At 54.3% G+C, this 18237-nt stretch carries 21 protein-coding genes; 9 read left to right on the top strand and 12 right to left on the bottom strand.

The features are described from left to right. Positions 1 to 22 precede the first annotated feature (22 nt). Genes tsaD through ACYJL1_RS02965 form a run of 5 tightly spaced genes read left to right on the top strand, consistent with a single transcriptional unit; the run spans position 23 to position 3503 of the window. Positions 23 to 1102: a tRNA (adenosine(37)-N6)-threonylcarbamoyltransferase complex transferase subunit TsaD gene (tsaD, locus tag ACYJL1_RS02985; protein WP_460896959.1), complete on the top strand. Its 1080-nt coding sequence runs from the start codon at positions 23 to 25 to the stop codon at positions 1100 to 1102. Next, positions 1099 to 2085 (top strand): NAD(P)H-dependent glycerol-3-phosphate dehydrogenase, encoded by a 987-nt coding sequence (locus tag ACYJL1_RS02980; RefSeq protein WP_460896958.1) that lies wholly within the window; start codon positions 1099 to 1101, stop codon positions 2083 to 2085. Before tsaD ends, ACYJL1_RS02980 begins: the two co-directional genes overlap by 4 nt. Before the next feature lie 9 nt (positions 2086 to 2094). Then, the gene (locus tag ACYJL1_RS02975; RefSeq protein WP_460896957.1) at positions 2095 to 2385 is read left to right on the top strand and encodes a YciI-like protein; all 291 of its coding nucleotides are present in this window, start codon (positions 2095 to 2097) and stop codon (positions 2383 to 2385) included. An 8-nt stretch (positions 2386 to 2393) separates the two neighbouring features. Further along, positions 2394 to 2822, top strand: a complete 429-nt coding sequence (locus tag ACYJL1_RS02970; RefSeq protein WP_460896956.1) for an EVE domain-containing protein — start codon at positions 2394 to 2396, stop codon at positions 2820 to 2822. A 9-nt stretch (positions 2823 to 2831) separates the two neighbouring features. Next, the gene (locus ACYJL1_RS02965; protein WP_460896955.1) at positions 2832 to 3503 is read left to right on the top strand and encodes a class I SAM-dependent methyltransferase; all 672 of its coding nucleotides are present in this window, start codon (positions 2832 to 2834) and stop codon (positions 3501 to 3503) included. On the opposite strand, the gene ACYJL1_RS02960 is transcribed toward ACYJL1_RS02965, so the two are convergent. Further along, positions 3500 to 4033, bottom strand: coding sequence for a L,D-transpeptidase family protein (locus ACYJL1_RS02960; protein WP_460896954.1), 534 nt, complete (start codon positions 4031 to 4033; stop codon positions 3500 to 3502). The two genes, ACYJL1_RS02965 and ACYJL1_RS02960, sit on opposite strands and share 4 nt — an antisense overlap. A gap of 129 nt (positions 4034 to 4162) precedes the next feature. Between ACYJL1_RS02960 and ACYJL1_RS02955 the strand changes: the two genes are divergently transcribed. Further along, positions 4163 to 4846 carry a response regulator transcription factor gene (locus tag ACYJL1_RS02955; protein WP_008122166.1) on the top strand — a complete coding sequence of 228 codons (684 nt, stop codon included), beginning with the start codon at positions 4163 to 4165 and terminating at the stop codon, positions 4844 to 4846. 38 nt (positions 4847 to 4884) lie between these two features. Next, entirely contained in the window at positions 4885 to 5343 is a 459-nt protein-coding gene (locus tag ACYJL1_RS02950) for a cyclic nucleotide-binding domain-containing protein (RefSeq protein WP_460896953.1), read from the top strand. 131 nt (positions 5344 to 5474) lie between these two features. Here the strand turns inward: ACYJL1_RS02950 and ACYJL1_RS02945 are convergent, their stop codons facing one another. From ACYJL1_RS02945 to tesB, 8 genes are all read right to left on the bottom strand, one after another. Beyond that, positions 5475 to 6281, bottom strand: coding sequence for an exodeoxyribonuclease III (locus ACYJL1_RS02945; protein WP_460896952.1), 807 nt, complete (start codon positions 6279 to 6281; stop codon positions 5475 to 5477). 98 nt (positions 6282 to 6379) lie between these two features. Beyond that, positions 6380 to 7018: an outer membrane lipoprotein carrier protein LolA gene (locus ACYJL1_RS02940; protein WP_460897915.1), complete on the bottom strand. Its 639-nt coding sequence runs from the start codon at positions 7016 to 7018 to the stop codon at positions 6380 to 6382. Positions 7019 to 7257: 239 nt separating this feature from the next. Beyond that, positions 7258 to 9888 (bottom strand): DNA translocase FtsK, encoded by a 2631-nt coding sequence (locus ACYJL1_RS02935; protein ID WP_460896951.1) that lies wholly within the window; start codon positions 9886 to 9888, stop codon positions 7258 to 7260. Positions 9889 to 10044: 156 nt separating this feature from the next. Next, the gene (locus ACYJL1_RS02930; RefSeq protein ID WP_460896950.1) at positions 10045 to 10425 is read right to left on the bottom strand and encodes a PIN domain-containing protein; all 381 of its coding nucleotides are present in this window, start codon (positions 10423 to 10425) and stop codon (positions 10045 to 10047) included. After that, on the bottom strand, positions 10425 to 10637 hold the full coding sequence (locus ACYJL1_RS02925) for an AbrB/MazE/SpoVT family DNA-binding domain-containing protein (RefSeq protein ID WP_460896949.1): 213 nt from the start codon (positions 10635 to 10637) through the stop codon (positions 10425 to 10427). The genes ACYJL1_RS02930 and ACYJL1_RS02925 overlap by 1 nt, the downstream gene beginning before the upstream one ends. 132 nt (positions 10638 to 10769) lie before the next feature. After that, positions 10770 to 12146 carry an ammonium transporter gene (locus tag ACYJL1_RS02920; RefSeq protein ID WP_460896948.1) on the bottom strand — a complete coding sequence of 459 codons (1377 nt, stop codon included), beginning with the start codon at positions 12144 to 12146 and terminating at the stop codon, positions 10770 to 10772. Positions 12147 to 12171: 25 nt separating this feature from the next. Beyond that, positions 12172 to 12510: a P-II family nitrogen regulator gene (locus ACYJL1_RS02915; RefSeq protein ID WP_008122182.1), complete on the bottom strand. Its 339-nt coding sequence runs from the start codon at positions 12508 to 12510 to the stop codon at positions 12172 to 12174. 255 nt (positions 12511 to 12765) lie between these two features. After that, on the bottom strand, positions 12766 to 13650 hold the full coding sequence (tesB, locus tag ACYJL1_RS02910; protein ID WP_460896947.1) for an acyl-CoA thioesterase II: 885 nt from the start codon (positions 13648 to 13650) through the stop codon (positions 12766 to 12768). Positions 13651 to 13734: 84 nt separating this feature from the next. Here tesB and ACYJL1_RS02905 point away from each other — a divergent pair, with 84 nt between their 5' ends. Then, entirely contained in the window at positions 13735 to 14958 is a 1224-nt protein-coding gene (locus ACYJL1_RS02905; RefSeq protein WP_460896946.1) for a ubiquinone biosynthesis hydroxylase, read from the top strand. Positions 14959 to 15179: 221 nt separating this feature from the next. On the opposite strand, the gene ACYJL1_RS02900 is transcribed toward ACYJL1_RS02905, so the two are convergent. Together ACYJL1_RS02900 and ACYJL1_RS02895 are read right to left on the bottom strand one after the other, a co-directional pair. Continuing rightward, positions 15180 to 16220 carry an aldo/keto reductase gene (locus ACYJL1_RS02900; protein ID WP_460896945.1) on the bottom strand — a complete coding sequence of 347 codons (1041 nt, stop codon included), beginning with the start codon at positions 16218 to 16220 and terminating at the stop codon, positions 15180 to 15182. Positions 16221 to 16243: 23 nt separating this feature from the next. Then, on the bottom strand, positions 16244 to 16768 hold the full coding sequence (locus ACYJL1_RS02895) for a hypothetical protein (protein WP_460896944.1): 525 nt from the start codon (positions 16766 to 16768) through the stop codon (positions 16244 to 16246). Positions 16769 to 16927: 159 nt separating this feature from the next. Here ACYJL1_RS02895 and ACYJL1_RS02890 point away from each other — a divergent pair, with 159 nt between their 5' ends. After that, positions 16928 to 17365, top strand: a complete 438-nt coding sequence (locus tag ACYJL1_RS02890) for an OsmC family protein (RefSeq protein ID WP_460896943.1) — start codon at positions 16928 to 16930, stop codon at positions 17363 to 17365. An 80-nt stretch (positions 17366 to 17445) separates the two neighbouring features. Here ACYJL1_RS02890 and ACYJL1_RS02885 read toward each other — a convergent pair whose 3' ends face one another. After that, positions 17446 to 18225, bottom strand: coding sequence for a succinate dehydrogenase iron-sulfur subunit (locus tag ACYJL1_RS02885; protein WP_115054414.1), 780 nt, complete (start codon positions 18223 to 18225; stop codon positions 17446 to 17448). Positions 18226 to 18237 lie beyond the last annotated feature (12 nt).

Raw genomic sequence — 18237 nt, 5'->3', positions numbered from 1 at the left:
GGCAATGCGACGAAGGATATTGATGCGGGTTCTGGGTATTGAAACGAGCTGTGACGAGACGGCGGCGGCTATTGTCGAGCGCGATGAGTATGGTCATGGCACCATTCTTTCAAACGTCGTGTTAAGTCAAATCGAAGAACACGCGCCCTATGGCGGTGTCGTACCGGAAATTGCCGCGCGCGCTCATGTCGAAGTGCTCGACCGGCTGATTGGTCAGGCACTGCACGAAGCGCATTTGACGCTCGACGACGTTGATGCCATTGCTGCGACAGCGGGCCCGGGACTTGTCGGTGGGCTGATCGTCGGGCTGATGACCGGCAAGGCAATAGCCTTGGCAAGCCAAAAACCATTCTACGCAATCAATCATCTTGAAGGCCACGCACTGACGCCTCGCCTGACTGATAATGTTGAATTTCCCTATCTTTTGCTCCTCGTTTCCGGCGGCCATACGCAAATGGTTCTGGTCAAGGGACTGGGAAACTATGAGCGGCTTGGCACAACCATTGACGATGCGCTCGGTGAAGCCTTTGACAAAACCGCCAAAATGCTTGGACTTGGCTATCCGGGCGGGCCTGAGGTTGAAAAGGCAGCATTTCTCGGTGATTCAACACGTTTCTCGCTCCCGCGTCCGCTAAAAGGTGAAGAGCGCCTCGACTTTTCTTTCTCCGGTCTCAAAACCGCCGTGCGCCAACTGGCGACCAGTCTGGAACCTCTATCGCAAACGGATGTGAATGATATTTGCGCGGCTTTTCAGGCCGCCGTAGCCGATACGCTGGATGACCGTGTTGCACGCTCTCTTATGCGGTTCCGCGAAACATTCCCTGCCGTGGACCGCCCTGCATTGGTGGTCGCAGGGGGCGTTGCGGCAAACAAGGTCCTGCGTGGTGTGCTCCAGCAGCTTTGCGACAAGAGCGGCTTTCGCTTCATTGCGCCACCAATGGCTCTCTGTACGGACAATGCCGCCATGATCGCATGGGCGGGCGCTGAACGCGCAAGCCAGACGCCTCCCGATTCCCTTGATATTGCTCCACGCTCGCGCTGGCCGCTGGATATGTATTCTGCCCCCCTGATTGGTGCTGGTCGCCGTGGAGCAAAAGCATGAGTGAGCGGCCACCAATCGCCATATTGGGCGGTGGCGCCTATGGTACAGCGCTCGGAACAATGGCTGCATCCAATGGCAGCTTGGTGACGCTTTACGCACGCGATCCCATCACAGTCGCAGCAATTAACAATACTCACCGCAATGATGCCCATTTGCCTGGCATCCCCCTTCATCCGTCGCTGACGGCAAGCAGCGATGCCAGAACCGTTCTGATGCATGGGAAGTATATTCTGTGCGCGGTTCCGGCGCAGGCACTTTCGACGGCCTTAAAGGAGCTCAAGGATCACATTTCAGCGTCAACACCGTTGATCATCTGTGCCAAGGGAATTGAACGGTCCACCGGCTTTCTCATGTCGGAAGTGGCACATCAAATACTCCCCGGTCATCCGCTTGGCGTCCTTTCAGGACCCAGTTTCGCCACCGATGTCGCCAGAGGATTGCCCACAGCCGTGACTGTCGCGTCCCGCAATCAAGCACTGGCTGACAATATCGCTGTCGCTCTCTCAGGCGCAACGTTCCGCTGTTACTCTACAGATGATGTGACGGGGGTCGAGATCGGCGGGGCACTGAAAAACGTGCTCGCTATCGCAGCTGGTGCTGCTATCGGCAGGGGATATGGCGCCAGCGCACAGGCTGCGCTTGTTACGCGCGGCTTCGCCGAATTACGTCGCATCGGCCATGCTTTAGGGGCAAGGTCCGAGACGATTATGGGCCTCTCCGGGCTTGGCGATCTCATGCTGACCTGCTCGACACCGCAATCGCGCAATTACTCTTATGGTATTGCATTGGGCAAGGCAGATGACTTGACGGGGCGGCCACTGGCGGAAGGCGTTGCAACAGCCTCCATTGCAGTTGAACTCGCAGCGCGTCATGCTATCGATGTCCCGATCATTTCAGCTGTCGCAAGAATATTGGCTGGAGACATTACTGTCGATGAAGCCATGGAAGCACTGCTTTCAAGGCCACTCAAAAATGAGGACTAGAAAAATACCATGCTTTTTGCGTTTTTATGCAACGACAAACCCGATAGCCTGCAATTGCGTCTTGGTACACGGACCGCGCATCTTGATTATCTGAACGGTCTTGGTGACCAGCTAAAATTCGCTGGCCCTTTTCTGGGCGATGATTCCAGGCCAAATGGCAGCCTTGTAGTCGTTGAGGCTGCTGATCTGGCAGCGGCAAAACAGATCGCCGCAAATGACCCTTACGCGAAGGCGGAGCTATTCGCCTCTGTCGATATCCGCCCGTGGAATTGGGCAATCAAGAACCCGGACAACAAATAGGTTTCAACATGGCATATTGGCTGTACAAATCCGAACCTGACGCATGGTCGTGGGAACAACAGAAGGCTGCCGGTGCCAAAGGCACAGAATGGACAGGCGTGCGCAACTATCTCGCCCGCAACAATATGCGCGCCATGAAGATCGGCGATAAAGGTTTCTTCTATCATTCCAACCAAGGTCTGGAAGTGGTTGGCATCGTCGAAGTTTGCGCGCTCAGCCACCCCGATTCGACCACCGATGATCCGCGCTGGGATTGCGTTGATATTCGAGCCGTCCGGGACATGCCAAAGCCGGTTACCCTCAAAGATGTCAAAGCCAATCCGAAGCTTGAAAAAATGGCTCTGGTCACCTCAATGCGTCTTTCAGTACAGCCGGTGACAGAGGACGAATGGGAAGAAGTTTGCCGCATGGGTGATCTCATTCCGGCCCCCAAATGATCGCTCTTCATGGCTGAGACCGAGCTGGACCCGACCAGTGATCGTTACCGTCAGTTCGTGCTGGCCAACACGTCTATACAGTCGCCGCCGCACGTTCCGGAGATAAAGCTTCATCTTGCCGATGAAGCCCATGACCTTTGGCAACGCACGGAAGAAGAGCTCGCGACCATAGGACTTCCGCCGCCATTCTGGGCCTTCGCATGGGCTGGCGGCCAGGGTGTCGCACGCTATGTGATTGATAATCCACAAATAGTCAGAGGTCGCCCTGTACTTGATTTCGCGTCAGGCTCGGGCCTGGTCGGTATTGCCGCTGCAATGTCCGATGCAAAACATGTATTCTGTTGCGATATCGACCCCTTTACGCAGCCTGCAATCCTTCTCAACGCCGCTGCTAATGATGTCATGCTGGATATTATGATTGCCGACCTTATCGGTACCGATAAAGGATGGGATGTCGTGCTGGCAGGCGATGTTTTCTACGATAAAGCTTTGGCAGATTTACTCATTCCCTGGTTTACCAAACTTGCTTCCCGCGGTGCCGAAGTGATTGTCGGAGATCCGGGGAGATCCTATTTTCCCAAGGATTTACTCCAGCCGCTTGCTGTCTATTCAGTTCCGGTGACGCGCGTTCTCGAAGACGCTGAAATCAAGAAAACAACGGTCTGGCGTTTTCCGGTCTAACGCAGGACACGAATAACCGTTTTATTCGACAAAAGCGGCAAAAGACGGTTCATATCTGCACGGCTCAAGGCAATGCAGCCCTCAGTGGGTGTATAGCCGGGCCGCGCCAGGTGGAGGAATATCGCGCTGCCCCCACTTCTCCTGCGTGGCCGGATATTCCAATCCAGAACGATACAGATGTCGTAGAGATCGTCCTTGCGCCACATGGTTTCGTGGCTCGCATTATAAGGTATCCGCACTTTGCGGTTGTAATTGCGATCATTGCTGACTTCGCACCATCCATCGTTCTTTTTCAATGGGTTAAGGCGCAATAGAGGCGTGGACCTCACCCGCTTGTCGGGCCTTTTAAAGCCATAGAGAAGCCGCAACCGTCCTAAAGGTGTGCCACCATCGCCCTCCCGCTTTCTCGTGGTGATACCGCCCTTACCAAGCGCGCAACGCAGGACAATTGCGCCTGCGATCAGCAGGCCCTGGCTTTTATGACCGGGACGCGGACGAACATCGATATACTTCAAAGGGGTTAGTGGCATGCTTGCCTCATAAAAAGCATTTTTATGTCAGACTGATGCGCCACATAAGCAATATCAAGTCGATGCTCTTTCTTTCCTGTAGAATTCGACTTAAATTCCAACGACTTCTTTCCATCTGCGGGAGATCCAATGACAGCGCGTACCATTCTAATCGTCGACGATGATGCAGACCTGCGGGCAATTCTGGTTGAGCAACTGAGCCTCTATGAGGAGTTTCAGATTGTTCAGGAAGACAATGCAACCAAGGGCATACAGGCTGCGCGTAACGGCGTTGTTGATCTGCTGATCATGGATGTCGGCTTGCCGGACATGGATGGGCGCGAAGCCATCAAGCTCTTGCGTAAGGGCGGTTTCAAGGCACCGGTGATCATGTTGACCGGCCATGATACTGATTCTGATACGATTCTCGGGCTCGAATCAGGCGCAAACGATTATGTCACCAAGCCATTCCGCTTCGCTGTGCTGTTGGCGCGCATTCGCGCACAGTTACGCCAGCACGAGCAGAGTGAGGATGCGACTTTCGTTGTTGGCCCCTACACGTTCAAGCCCGGCCAGAAAATGCTGATTGATGCCAAAGGTGGCAAAATCCGGCTCACTGAAAAAGAAGTCGCGATTATCAAATATCTTTACCGCGCCGGCGGCAAGGTCATTACGCGCGATATTCTTCTGGAGGAAGTCTGGGGATACAATTCCGGAGTAACCACCCACACGTTGGAAACCCATGTTTACAGACTTCGCCAGAAAATCGAGCAGGATCCATCGAATTCAACCATACTCGTCACGGAAAGCGGGGGATACAAGCTCATTCCTTGATGCCGATCGGGTCAATCTAGGTATATGTCTGTAATTGCATGGCAATTGAAGATGATATTCGCATTCTGGAGACAGTGGGGCTGTTCGGCACGTTTACGCGCGATCAGTTGCGTCTGCTTGCCTTCGGGACAGAGCGGCTCGTCCTGCGGGAAGGGCGCGAGCTTTACCGCGAAGGCCAGTCAGCCGATTGCGCCTATGTCATTGATCGTGGTGCGATTTCTCTGTTCCGCGAAGGTCCTTCCGGACGGGTTTCCCTCAAAACTGTAGGTCCGGGAGCGGTGCTTGGTGAGATGGCTATCATCGCTCAAACCAAGCGTCTTACCAGCGCAATGGCGGATATAGAGACCGAAGTCATCCGCCTCAATCGCTCATTGTTCCGGCGTATTCTTGAAGAATATCCGGAAATCGCCGCTGCGTTGCACGACCAGATTTCTGCAGATCTGAGCCAAATGATCGCGGAAATTTCCAAATATGAAAAACTGTTCGGCGAAAACTAACTCGCGTCAACACAACTAATTTTCTCGCTGCGGTTGAATTTTTACCGCAAAATTCGACCAATTCTCTGCGAAAATCCTCGTTCCTTGTGCGGGGTCAGCATCAAACCATCGAAATTTGATTCCAAACCTGATCAGTCCAGCTCGAAACGTGCGATCACTGGAACGTGGTCCGACGGCCTCTCCCATCCACGCGCTTCGCGCAGGATTGTGATGTCCCTCAGATCAGCCTCAAGGTCAGGCGATCCCCAAATGTGGTCCAGTCTCCGGCCCCGATCCGCCGCTGCCCAATCGGCCGCCCGATAACTCCACCATGTATAAATTTTCTCGGATGGCGGAATATGATGGCGCATCAGATCGCTCCAGCCGCCATTCTTGCGCAAAGCTTCCAGACCCTCCGTTTCGATAGGGGTGTGGCTCACAACCTTCAACAACTGTTTGTGTGACCAGACATCGGTTTCGAGTGGCGCAATATTGAGGTCGCCCACCAGCAGGGAGGCATGGCCATCGCCATAAACCGCATTCATGGCTTTCATCTCGTCAAGGAAACCGAGCTTGTGCTTGAACTTCGGATTGATCTCCGGATCGGGTTCATCACCACCGGCCGGGACATAGAAATTATGGATACGCATCCGTTTCGATCCAGCAGTCACAACCGTGCTCAAATGGCGGCAATCGGCGATATCGCAAAAACCGACCCGGGCCGGTTCTGTCAAAGGACGGCGGGAAAGTGTTGCCACCCCGTGATAGCCTTTCTGGCCGCTGATCTCGATATGTTCGTAACCGGCCATGTGAAAGGCTTCCCGCGGAAACAGATCATCGGGGCATTTGGTTTCCTGCAGGCACAGCACATCCGGTTGATAATCACGCAGAAATTGCAGGACGAGCGGCAAGCGCAAGCGCACCGAATTGATGTTCCAGGTAGCAACGGAAAAAGGCATGGGGAAATAGTCTCGCGGGTGATGAATGAGCTGCGAGACTAAAACAACTTATCGATGATTGGAACCTGCTATCATCAATCTGAAACGACTGTCCTGATCTATCTTTTCTTCATCGCAATACGGGTATAGTCGATTTTGAACATACCCTTGGCGAAGCGCACGCCGGTGCGGACATTGGTGATCATTACAGTCGTATCAAGACCCTGCGCATCGGTAATGGTCCATTGACGCAGTTCGAAGGTCTTCGGGTCAAACATCATCGTTATGGTCGAATTTCCGAAGATCGATTTGTCGCCAAGGACGATCGTCGTCATGTCCGGCTCTTCCTTGACCGATTTGACCGTATTGCTGGACAGGTTGATCTGATCGCTGAGCAGCAGCTTTAACGGCGTCTTTGATAGAGGGATAAGATCCCAGGTATCGAGCTTACGATTATTGATCACAACGGATTCGCCATCCGAGATGACACGAATTGGTGAGGGCTTGTTGTAGTTGAAGCGAATCTTGCCCGGGCGTTCAATATAGAAGGTCCCTTCCGTCTGCTCGCCGCGCGGACCGAACTGAACAAAGTCTCCGGTCAGCGTTTTCACGCTCGCAAACTGGTTGGCAATCTGCTGTGCCGCGCCTGACACTGCATTCTGCGCCAGCGCAGGTGTTGCAAGGAGTCCCACGCCAATTATCGAAGCAGCGACGGCGCGCCGGGCGAGTGGGCCTGCTACGCTAAACAATGCTGTCATGGTTTTCATGGGTCTAGGATCTCCTGTCATCTTGCCTTAAGTATTACCCGATCAGTTTGGCTCGAGTATGGCCAAGAAACGGCAGCCTACGTCATCCGGTTCCACAATGTCGTCACGTAACAACCACGTTACTCCAATGTAGGAATTGGTTTAGCCACTTCCAATAACGCTCGTAACAGCCTGTTACGTTACGTTTGAATTTCCAAACAAATACAGGCGTTTAGGTATTCTTGCCTGTCTTAAAAATCATCATCCTGTGTCGGCACAAGAATCTCACGCTTGCCTGCGTGGTTGGCCGGACCGACAAGCCCTTCCTCTTCCATACGCTCGATGATGGAAGCGGCACGATTATAGCCAATGCCGAGACGACGCTGGATATAGCTGGTCGACGCCTTCTTATCACGCAATACGACCGCGACAGCCTGATCATAAGGATCATCGGAATCTTCCAGATTGGAGGTCCCGGCGGGGCCGCCGCCACTATCATCCTCATCATCTTCCTCGGTGATCGAATCGAGATATTCCGGTACGCCCTGCAATTTGAGGTGCTGAACGATCTTTTCGACTTCATCGTCACCAACGAAAGGCCCGTGCACACGCTGGATGCGCCCGCCACCAGCCATGTAGAGCATGTCGCCCATACCCAGCAATTGCTCACCGCCCTGCTCGCCAAGAATAGTACGCGAGTCGATCTTGGAGGTAACCTGGAAGGAAATGCGTGTCGGGAAGTTCGCCTTGATCGTGCCGGTGATAACATCCACCGACGGGCGCTGCGTCGCCATGATCACATGGATGCCGGCGGCACGCGCCATCTGCGCCAGACGCTGCACTGCGCCTTCAATATCCTTACCGGCAACCATCATGAGGTCGGCCATCTCGTCGATGATGACGACAATATAGGGCATGGCGTTCAGATCGAGTTCTTCCGTCTCGTAGACCGCTTCGCCGGTGGCGCGATCAAAGCCGGTTTGCACCGTGCGGGCAATGCGCTCACCCTTCTGCCGGGCCTGCTCAACGCGCTGATTGAAACCGTCAATATTGCGGACGCCCACTTTCGACATTTTGCGATAGCGGTCTTCCATCTCCTTGACTGTCCATTTGAGCGCGACAACGGCTTTCTTCGGATCGGTAACGACCGGAGTCAGTAGATGTGGAATACCATCATAGATGGAAAGTTCGAGCATCTTTGGATCAATCATGATCAAGCGGCATTGTTCCGGCGTCATCCGGTAGACCAGTGACAGGATCATCGTGTTAATGGCGACAGATTTACCCGAGCCTGTTGTACCGGCCACCAGCAAATGTGGCATCTTGGCAAGATCGGCAATAACCGGCTCGCCATTAATGGTTTTGCCCAGCGCCAGCGCCAGTTTGGTTTTGGTCTGCTCAAAATCGCGACTGGCGAGCAGTTCGCGCAGATAGACCATTTCACGTGTCTGGTTTGGCAGCTCTATGCCAATGGCATTGCGGCCCGGAACAACGGCTACGCGAGCCGCAATCGCGCTCATCGAGCGGGCAATATCATCGGCAAGCGTGATGACGCGTGAGGATTTGATGCCGGGCGCTGGCTCCAGCTCATAAAGTGTGACCACTGGACCCGGCCGGACATGGATGATCTCACCACGCACGCCGAAATCCTCCAGAACACCTTCAAGGAGCCGTGCATTCTGTTCCAAGGCTTCTTTGGAAAGGCTGGGATTGCGCACCACATTCTTCGGTTCGCTAAGGAAATGCAGCGGTGGCATTTCGAAACCATCGGACTTGATAAGTGAAGCCTGCGCTTCACGCTGAATACGCGCGCCTGTCCTGGGAGCCGGAGCGGGCGTTGCAACACGGGTTGCAGGTTTTGCTGCCGGGCGGGCGGGCGCTGCCTGCGGTGCCCAGTCATCGACGGCCTCATCTTCATCGCTGAAAGCTACGGGATCAAAGCGGTCCCCTTGACGGTCAAAGTCATCATTGTCGATTTCAATGGACGGAGCTTCAATTTGCGGCGATGCGCCATAAAAACCTGGTTCGCGACGCTCGCCACCATTGCTGGCCTTTTGACGGGACACCGGAATGTCATCAAAACCATCATCATGGTGAGAGCCAAGACTGCGCGCACTGTTGTAGATTCCAGCGCTTCTGCCGGAAAGACGGCGGAACAAGGCGCGTGTGCTGTAGAAGAAATGTGTAACGGCACCGAGCGCAAGCAGCCCCCCGCCTTCGCGTTCATCATCCTCATCCTCGTCATCATCGAAGTCGTCCGCTTCGGCCACATGACGGGTGGTCTTTTTGGCAATGGCAGGCTCGCTGCCGCGATAGGTAAGACCGCTGGCGAAGGCAAATATCCATAAAGTGGGAACTGCCAATACGCCGACCAATATCATGGCAAGGCCACCGCGTGGAAAGGTGCCCGTGAAAATGGCAGGAATTTTGAGAACCATGTCACCCAGAACACCGCCAAGACCAATCGGCATTGGCCAGCTTTCCGGTATGGCAAAACATCCGGCCATGGCCGCTGCAAGCAGCGACGCGCAGAACCATGCAACAGCGCGCCGGGCCATACGGTCAACACCGCGACCCGTCATGAATAGCCCACCCCAGAACACGGCTGGCATTAATGCAACCACAGTCGACAGGCCGAAAAACTGCATTCCAAGGTCGGAAAACACTGCTCCGGCATAGCCAAGAGCATTCTGCGTAGGATTGGACGTGGCGTGACTGAAGCTCGGATCAAGCACATTCCAGGTTGCCAGACTGCCGACGGCCAGCGCGACGAGGCAAAGGATCGCCAGCCCGATCAGGATGTTTATCTGCCTGCGGAAAAGGCTGTAGAAGCCAGTCCTATCGTCATCGATGGCATAAGAGGCTGAATATCCTTGACGCATGAAATCCGATCCCACGTGAATCTATGCTCGGCGGCTGTGCAAGCCACGGAGCTGATTCCAAACTTACGGGGTGGATGGTTAAGGGGCTATTAACCATGGGCGGATGGTGCAATCGATTTTGCGGTGCAAGCGATAAATGATGGAGCAAATTTTGCTCTAAACGCTGTTCTTCGCCATGTATATTACACTGGGCAATCCGTTAAAATGTGCATCGCATGTAAGCAAAGTCGCGTTATGTCGAAGCGCCGTAGCGTAGATAATTGCATCGGCAGTTGCCAATTTATGCTCGCGGCAAAGCTCCGCAGCTTCAAGTGCGGTTGATGTATCCAAAGGTGTGACAATGCACTTTTGAGTATAGGCGATAATATCGTCGGCAGCATCCTCCCCCTTCTCCCGCAAAAGCCATTTTGCCAGTTCGTGTTGAACCAGAGTTGGCACAATGCACTCGCTCCGGTCCGGAAATTTTCCGACCAGTTTGGCCGCCAAAGGACTGTCTACCAACCACTCGATCCACACCGATGTGTCTACAAGTTGCATCAGTGTCTGTCTTTCCTGTCGCGGTAATTTTGCGCGTTAGCGTTCTTTGCCAATCCCCTCAGATCGTCAAATTCGGGAACCGGCATCACGAGAACGCCTTTTCCTTTCGGTAAAAAGACGAATTCCTGACCGGCATGCCATTGCTGTTGGATTCGGACGGCCTTTGGAATCGATATCTGGAATTTTGTCGAAAGAGTTGCCGTGTCCGCCATTTCTTACCTTATACCTATCGATAGACTTTTAGTAAGATAAATATAGTTGTGTCGTATTAAAATGCAATACGGCTTTGTACAAACAAAAGGCCCGGAAAACCGGGCCTTTCGCAATTCAGGAACGAGAAGCTATCAATTGTGGTAGGCAGCTTCGCCGTGGGAGGTGAGGTCGAGACCGATAGATTCGTTCTCGGCGGTTGGACGCAGGCCAACAAGCACATCCACAATCTTGAAGAGGATGAAAGAACCGACACCGCTCCATACGATGGTCAGGGCAACTGCCTTGATCTGCACAAAAACCTGGCCACCCATTGTCACGTCATCGGCGAAACCCGTACCGCCGAGCGCCGCACTGGTGAAGATACCTGTGCCGATAGCACCAACAATACCGCCAATGCCATGCACGCCGAACACATCGAGGCTGTCATCATAACCGAGCTTCGGCTTGACCACGGCGACCATGTAGTAGCAGATCGCACTGGCAATGGCGCCGAGGAAGATCGCACCGACCGGCCCCACTGTGCCCGCAGCTGGCGTAACCGCAACCAGACCTGCAACGATACCTGATGCTGCACCGAGCATGGATGCTGTCTTGCGTGCGAGTGCTTCAATGGCAACCCAAGCGATAATGGCACCTGCTGTTGCAGTGAAGGTATTGATCATGGCAAGCGCTGCTGTGCCATTGGCTTCAAGTGCCGAACCGGCATTGAAGCCGAACCAGCCAACCCACAGAATCGCAGCGCCGATCATGGTGAGCGGCATGGAGTGTGGAGCCATCATATCGCGGCCAAGACCTGCACGCTTGCCGATGACGATGGCACCGACCAGACCTGCAATACCCGCATTGATATGAACGACGGTACCACCGGCAAAATCAAGAGCGCCCCAGTTGAAGATCAGACCATTTGCATCCCAGACCATATGGGCAATCGGGAAGTAAACAAAGGTGACCCAAAGCGCAACGAACAGGATGGTCGCCGAGAACTTGATCCGCTCGGCAAAGGCACCGACGATAAGCGCCGGGGTGATGCAGGCAAATGTCATCTGGAAGCAGATGAAAACCAGTTCCGGAATCTCAACGCCATCCGTGAAGGTGGCAGCGGCAGAGTCAGGCGTAACACCGGCAAGGAAAAGCTTACCCAGACCGCCCCAATAAGGGCTGGTGCTGCCGCCAAACGCGAAGGAGTAACCATAGACCACCCAGATGACCATGACGACGGCTGTGATGCCGGTGCACTGCATGAGCACGGAAAGAACGTTCTTGGCGCGAACCAGGCCGCCATAGAACAGCGCGAGACCTGGAAGAATCATGAACAGGACGAGGATGGTCGCAACCATCATCCAGGCAGTATCACCCTTATTGATTGTTGCTACTGCTGCGGCTGCAGCTTCAGGGGCAGCCGGGGCTGCTTCCTGCGCAAAAGCGGCCAGCGAGCCAAATGCGGTCAATGCCAGCGCGCCCAGAAGGGAGCTGCCTGCCGCTTTGGTTAAACTATTTGGAATTTTCATTATGCTCTCCTTGAACCCCAATAACTTACAGCGCTTCGGTGTCGGTCTCGCCCGTGCGGATACGGACTGCCTGTTCGATGCTGAGAACGAAAATCTTGCCGTCACCGATCTGGCCGGTCTTGGCGGCGGCAGTGATGGCCTCGACGGCGGTATCGACGAGATCCGATGCGACAGCCACTTCCACTTTCAATTTGGGAAGAAAGCTGACGGCATATTCCGCGCCGCGATAAATCTCGGTGTGTCCCTTCTGGCGGCCGTAACCCTTCACCTCAGTGACGGTCAGGCCCTGAATGCCGACAGCGGTGAGTGCTTCGCGCACCTCGTCCAACTTGAACGGCTTGATGATGGCCATCACAATTTTCATTGACTATACCCCTGCGCTTTGCGCGGTGCCCCTCAGATGGAATTATCTGAACTCTCAGCAACCGCGTTGAACCCATCGCCTCAGGCCATGTCGGCCATTGGTGACTGCTCAGGAGTATTCAAGTTCCGTGCCAGATTCGAAAAATACTTCTAATATACTGAAATCAAAAAGATATTTTTTAAGTCCTGCTTGTAGTGCCGATGCAACACAGCAATGTGCCTAAAATTTAGGCGACAAAAACAAGGCAACGGGGGTTTACCTTGTACTATGCACACGAATTAGGCCTTCCTGCGCAGTGGAGGCGATTAAAGTGCCGTCACGGCTATAAAGTGCGCCACGATTGAAGCCCCGTGCGCCTGATGTGTTCGGACTATCGGCGGTATAAAGCATCCAGTCATCGAAACTGAAAGGCCGGTGAAACCACATGGCGTGATCGAGGCTGGCGACCTGCAAATCCCGATCAAAAATATTGCGGCCATGGGCATAAAGCGACGTATCGAGCAAGGTCATGTCTGAAAGATAGGCAAGAACCGCAGCCTGTATAGCGCGATCCTCCGGCACGGGTCCGGTGGCCTTTATCCAGACGCTTTGCTCGGGTGGGAGCTTATCGCGGGTCAGATAATGCCGAAGCGAAAGCGGCTTGATCTCAATGGGCCGATCCTGCTCCCAATATTGCCGGATGATCTTGGGCGCATTCTGCAGATACTGTTCTTTCATATCCTTATCGGAAATGAGATTTTCCGGCTCGGGAAGATCCAATGGCTTGGGTTTTTGGTGCTCCAGCCCCTCTTCATCAATCTGGAACGAGGCTTCCAGAGAAAAGATGGCATGGCCATGCTGGATGGCAACGACGCGACGGGTCGTGAAACTTGAACCATCGCGAATGCGGTCAACCTCATAAATGATCGGCACTTTGGGATCGCCCGCCCGCATGAAATAACCGTGCAGGGAATGCACATGGCGGAGCGGGTCCACTGTCCGCTGCGCCGCAACAAGTGCCTGCCCGATGACCTGACCGCCAAAAACCCGCTGCCAACCGACTTGGGGGCTGCGACCTCGAAACAGGTTGTGTTCAAGCGTCTCAAGGTCGAGTATGGACAAAAGCTCGGTCATAGCTGTTGACTTGGGTGCTTCGGACATGAGCGGACATCTCCAGTTCGTCTGTTTCATCGCTTGCAACAGGAACAGCCCGACAAGTCAAGCATTCACCATCCGGAGGCAATCATGGACGCAACCCGCACAGACATTATTATCGCCGGAGCAGGCTATGTCGGCATGGCGAGTGCAGTTGCACTGAAGTCGTCAGCGCCGCATCTGGGCGTAACCATCATTGATGCTGCGCCTGCCGGCGTCTGGCGCAATGATACGCGTGCTTCGGCCATCGCGGCAGCGGCGAGCCGCATGCTGGACAGGCTCGGATGCTGGCAGAGCATCCTGCCGGATGCTCAACCGATCAACGAAATGATCGTTACCGATTCGCGCACCGCCGATCCGGTGCGACCCGTATTCCTGACCTTCGATGGTGAAATTGAACCTGGCGAACCATTTGCGCATATGGTGGAGAATCGCCTTCTCAATGCTTCGCTGAGGAAAAAGGCAGACGAACTCGGCATTGTAATTATCGAAGGTGCGCCGGTTCATGGCTTTGATCAAGGCGACAACGGTCTGACGGTGCGCTACGGCGATGAAAAATCCCTGCAGGCCCGGTTGCTGATTGCTGCCGATGGCGTGAAATCACGCCTGCGCGACATGGCAGGTATCAAGACAGTCAATTGGGACTACGGTCAGTCTGGCATTGTCTGCACCGTCGCCCATGAGCGCCCGCATGATGGCCGCGCGGAAGAGCACTTCCTGCCTGCCGGTCCCTTCGCCATTCTGCCGCTGAAAGGCAATCGTTCGTCGCTGGTCTGGACAGAACGGACTGCCGATGCCGACCGCCTCGTCAAGGAAGATGAGTTTGTATTTGATGCAGAACTTGAACAACGCTTCGGACTGAAGCTTGGCGAATTGCGTGTGGAAGGCCCACGCAAAGCTTTCCCGCTGAGCCTGACGCTGGCACGGGATTTCATCAAGCCCCGTTTCGCGCTTGTCGGCGACGCGGCCCATGGCATCCATCCCATCGCCGGTCAGGGACTCAATCTCGGCTTCAAGGATGCGGCCGCCCTTGCCGAAACGATCGTTGATGCGGACCGGCTCGGCCTCGACATTGGCTCTACCGCAGTGCTGGAGCGCTATCAGACATGGCGCCGTTTCGACACCGTGCAGATGGGCGTGACGACTGACGTGCTCAACCGGTTGTTCTCCAATGACAATATGCCCGTGCGGGCCTTGCGTGATTTTGGTCTTGGCCTGGTTGAGCGCATGCCGCGGCTCAAAGGATACTTCATCCGTCAAGCCGCGGGATTGTCGCCTACCGCCCCCAAATTGTTGCAGGGGCAGCCGATTTAGTACTCATTGCAAAAATGCTGTGCGTGGTTCGCCCTTGACCGGCTCAGGATGGCAAAAGCATTATGCGTGGTTCGACGGGGGCTCACCATGAGGAAGGTTGTTGTTTGCAGGACCAACTTTCTGCAAGGTTAGCGACCGGTGTGCAACCCAGTACCTTCCTCATGGTGAGCCCCGTCGAACCACGCACCTGAGGGAGTTGCATCGATAGCTTGAATCCCGGACTAAAGCGGGCGCGGGAATCGCCGGTAGATCGCCTCGATTTCAGCCAGAACTTCCGGCGAAAGCACAAGATCGGCCGCGGCTATGTCCGTCTTCAGGTGATCCATTGAAGTTGCACCGATAATCACGGAGGTCATGAATGGCCGGGTGAGCGCGAAAGCAATGGCCATTTGCGAAACATCAAGGCCGTGTTTTTTTGCCAGTTCCACATAGGCACGCACCGCTGGCTCAGAATATTCATTGTTGCGCCAGAGGCCACCTGTCTGGATCGCGCCGCGCGTACCAGCCGGAACTTTTCCATCCAGATATTTGCCGGTGAGCACGCCCGAAGCCAGAGCCGAGTAGGCAAGCAGTCCAACATCTTCATGATGGCTGAGTTCAGCAAGGTCGAGATCGAACACGCGCTGGATCAGGCTGTATTCGTTCTGCACGGAGACAACACGCGGCAGATCGCTGCGCTCGGCCAGCTTCAGCCATTGACCGATACCCCAAGCCGTTTCATTCGAAAGCCCGATCTGCCTGATCTTACCTTCATTGACCATATCGCCAAGACCAAGCAGCGCGTCTTCAATCTGGTCAAGAACCTCTGTCTGGTTTTGGGTATGCGGCGCAAATTTCCAGGCCGTACCGAAATGATAATGCCCGCGTGCTGCATAATGCACCTGATAGAGATCAATATAATCTGTTTGCAGCCGTCTCAAGCTGCCCTCTACCGCTTCGCGGACGCTTGCGCGGCTGGGCTTGTTGCCTTCACGTATCCAACTATTGCCACCACCTGAAATCTTTGTCGCCAGGACAAAGCGATCGCGCTTGCCGGTCTTCTTGAACCAGCTGCCAATATAGGATTCGGTTTTGCCATAGGTTTCGGGGCTGGACGGAACTGCATAAACTTCCGCCGTATCCATGAAATTGACGCCGGCATCCAGAGCATAGTCGATCTGGTTGTGGGCATCGGCTTCCGTGTTCTGTACGCCCCAGGTCATGGTACCGAGGCAGATTTCCGTGACGTTAATATCCGTCCGGCCAAGTTTCTTCAGTTTCAAGGGAAGTTTCCTATCTGGATTGATCAGTCGATTTCAAGACCAAGCTTTTGCTTGAGCTTTTTCACACGCTGGCCGTAAGTGGGAGGAACGGTGACAGCAGCAGCAGCTTTGCCCACCATACCAATCAATTCAAGCTTTTCCATATCGTTTAACCTCTGCCGCAAAAGCGGCGCGGTTTTTTCGATGACAGTGACTGCATCATCAATCTGGCTTGATGCCCACTTTGCATAGATCACGGCCTCATCTGCCTTGGCGGGATCACTAATACCGGCAATCGCATTCCGAACCGCTTCATAATGATTGTCGCTTATCAGCATATCTTCTGAAACAATCGCGAAAATGACCGTCGCTGCCGCAAGAACGGGATCCTCAATAGCCGTCAAAGGCGAATGTTCATGCTGGATGCGGATCTTTCTACGGCGCAAATAGCCACGCGCCTTTCCGGCAGTATCAATTACTTCACTTGCTGCGTCACCCAAGGTCCGCATCCGGTACCACCAGAAAAGACCGCCCCCGACAATCCCGAGCAAAGCCAGAAGAATATGCATTAACAAGGCCCCATTTTGATTTTTCCGTTCTAGAGAAGGGATATCCGTTTGTATATTATGCCAAGGTAGGGCTGCCATGGATTTGATACGGAACACTGATAGGTATTACACGTTAATGGACGTACGACCGATACACATCTTAACGAGGGAGAGACACTCATGGACAGACAAGCAACAGCAATTTGGCAGGGCGCGCTGAAGAACGGCAAAGGCACGCTCAACACGCAAAGTGGTGCTCTGAAGGCTCTTCCCTATAATTTTAAGGCGCGCTTCGAGGACGAAAGCGGCAAATCAGGCACCAACCCGGAAGAGTTGCTGGCTGCTGCCCATGCAGGCTGCTTTGCCATGCAGCTTTCACATTTTCTGGCCGAGAACGGCACACCGGCAACCAAGCTCGACGCCAAGGCCGTTGTTTCCGTCACCCCTGCGGCGGGCGGTGGCTTTGAGATCACAAAAAGCGCATTGACGCTCGTCGGCGATGTTCCCGGCATTGATGCGGATACATTCGCCAAGCTCGCCGATCAGGCCAAGGCAACCTGCCCGCTCTCAAAAGCGCTCGGCGCAATTGAAGTAACGCTGGACGCTAAGTTGGCTTGAGCCAACTCGATTCAAAGCACCCAAAAAGCCCATCATAACAGGTGGGCTTTTTCTTTGGGACACAGCACCAGTGAGTCAGATCAAACCCGGCGCTCCACCATCATCTTCTTGATTTCGGCAATTGCCTTGGCAGGGTTCAGACCCTTGGGGCAAGTTTGCGCGCAGTTCATGATCGTGTGGCAGCGGTAAAGCCGGAATGGGTCTTCCAGATTGTCGAGACGCTCGCCTGTCGCCTCGTCACGGCTGTCGATCAGCCAGCGATAGGCTTGCAGGAGGACAGCAGGGCCGAGATAGCGGTCGCCATTCCACCAATAGCTCGGGCATGATGTCGAGCAGCATGCGCATAGGATACACTCGTAAAGTCCGTCCAGCTTGGCGCGATCTTCATGGCTTTGCAGCCATTCCTTCGCAGGCTCCGGTGAGACTGTTTTCAGCCAAGGCTCAATCGAGCGATGCTGGGCATAGAAATTCGACAGGTCCGGCACCAGATCCTTGACCACTGGCAAATGCGGCAGCGGATAGATTTTTACTGCACCCTTGATCTCATCCATACCCTTGGTGCAGGCGAGGGTATTGGTGCCGTCAATATTCATCGCGCATGAGCCGCAAATGCCTTCGCGGCAGGAGCGGCGCAGGGTCAGCGTTGGATCGATCTTGTTCTTGATCCACAATAGGCCATCAAGAACCATCGGCCCGCAATCATCCAGATCGACATAATAGGTATCGATGCGTGGATTCTCGCCATCATCCGGCGACCAGCGGTAAATACGGTATTCGCGCAGATTATTGGCACCTGCCGGACGCTCCCAGGTCTTGCCGGGCTGCATCTTTGAGTTTTTGGGAAGTGCAAGTTCAACCATAATGCTCTGATT

This window comes from Phyllobacterium sp. K27, from assembly GCF_054796155.1.
Note: the sequence above shows the minus strand (reverse complement) of the source record. Positions and strands in the feature narration are given on the sequence as shown.